Raw genomic sequence first — 1,600 nt, forward strand, 5'->3', positions numbered from 1 at the left:
TAATATAGTCCAAGTTTATTTTCCCCGGGAGGGATATAGATTGATTGCCAATGACCTTGATAAAATACGTGAAATCGAAAAACTGAAAGAAAAAGAGTTAAAGGAAGCGCAAAGACAAGCTCAGCAAATACTTATTGAGAACGAGAAGTTGATTGAGCAAAATTATGCTCAATCCCTCGTCGATGCTGAAAAGAAAGCCGAGGAAATCAAGAACCGTCTGCTCAAAGAAGCCGAAGGTGAAGTTGAGAAAATCCTCAAGAATTATCAAGAAGATGCTGAAGTTCTGCAAAAGGAAATTTCTCAGAGGATACCTCAGGTTGTAAACTATCTTTTGGAAAAGGTGTGGCAAGAATATGGCAATTAGAAACATGAAAAAGTTAGAGATCCTTATTCATCGATCTCTGCATGACGAAACATTTGATTTACTACAGGATATGGGAGTTTTACAAATCACATCCCGCCAAGACTTTAAAAATGAAGACCTTCCCGAGGAGTTCCATTCAGAAGATTTAGAACGAAATATCAACGAGGTACGTTACTGCCTCGATTTTATAAATAAATATCGAACCGAAAAACAACCTTTTTTAGAAAGCTTTTTCCCTACACCAATTCCCATTAAGAAAAGTGAGTTTCTTGAAAAGGTTTTTAACCATAATCAAATCTATAAAAAATGCCAATCTATCGAAGAACAACTGAACACCATCCGTGCTTCAATGAATCGCCTCAATGCTCAGTTGGAGTTTCTGAATCGAATTGAAAGCCTTCCAATTGCATTGGAAGATATTGGAACAACTCGCTATGTTAAAAGTTATCTTCTTGAAATGAATGAAACCCAGTGTCCGTTGCTTCAAGATCGTTTAGAAAAAATTGGCAAGGAACTTTCTCTTCAAAAATTCTCAGGAAAAGAGAGAAAGTGTTTTGCTTTTCTCATTATTTATCAAGACCTGATAGAACCAGTGGAAAACATTCTCGCTGAGGAATCAATTAGTATTCTTTCTCTTCCTCAGGCTTTTGAGGGAACTCCAAAAGAAGCTATTCAATCAGTTAAAAAGAAAATTCAAAATTTTGAAAAACAACGAGCTAATGTCGAAAAGGAAGCCGTTTCTCTCTTAAAGCATGAATCGGAATTAAAAATAACTCTCGATTATTATGCGTCTGAATTAGAACGACGAAATTCCGAAGCTCATATTTTCAAAACCCACGATGTCTGTTTGATTACCGGTTGGGCAATTGAAGAAACGATACCGGCAATTGAAGAAAGAATGAAGTCAATTGGCAAGGAATGGGTGATTTCTCAAAGAGACCCTGATCCAGGAGAAGATGTCCCGATTGCTCTGGAAAATGGTCCCTGGTCACGAAATTTCGATGTTTTAACCAATCTCTATGGGTTACCAAACTATACCGAAATTGATCCTACGCCTTTTGTTGCTATATTTTTCTTTGCCTATTTTGGAATTTGTCTGGGTGATGCTGTTTATGGTCTGATTGTTGCCTTGATTGGTTTTTTGGCGCCTAATTTTATTCAAATGCCTGATTCTTCAAAACGATTTTTTCGGATGTTAGCCTGGGGTGGCATAGCTTCGATGATATTTGGAGCTCT

At 37.2% G+C, this 1,600-nt stretch carries 2 protein-coding genes; both read left to right on the forward strand.

Annotated features, from left to right (window positions below; genetic code table 11):
- Positions 1–364, forward strand: a 364-nt coding sequence (locus tag PLK24_RS11340) for a hypothetical protein (protein ID WP_324479223.1), incomplete at its 5' end; no start/stop codon positions are given.
- A gap of 4 nt (positions 365–368) precedes the next feature.
- On the forward strand, positions 369–1,600 hold a 1,232-nt coding region (locus PLK24_RS11345; RefSeq protein WP_324479225.1), incomplete at its 3' end, for a V-type ATPase 116kDa subunit family protein.

The sequence above is a fragment of the Atribacter sp. genome (assembly GCF_035418125.1).
Taxonomy (GTDB): Bacteria; Atribacterota; Atribacteria; order Atribacterales; family Atribacteraceae; genus Atribacter; species Atribacter allofermentans.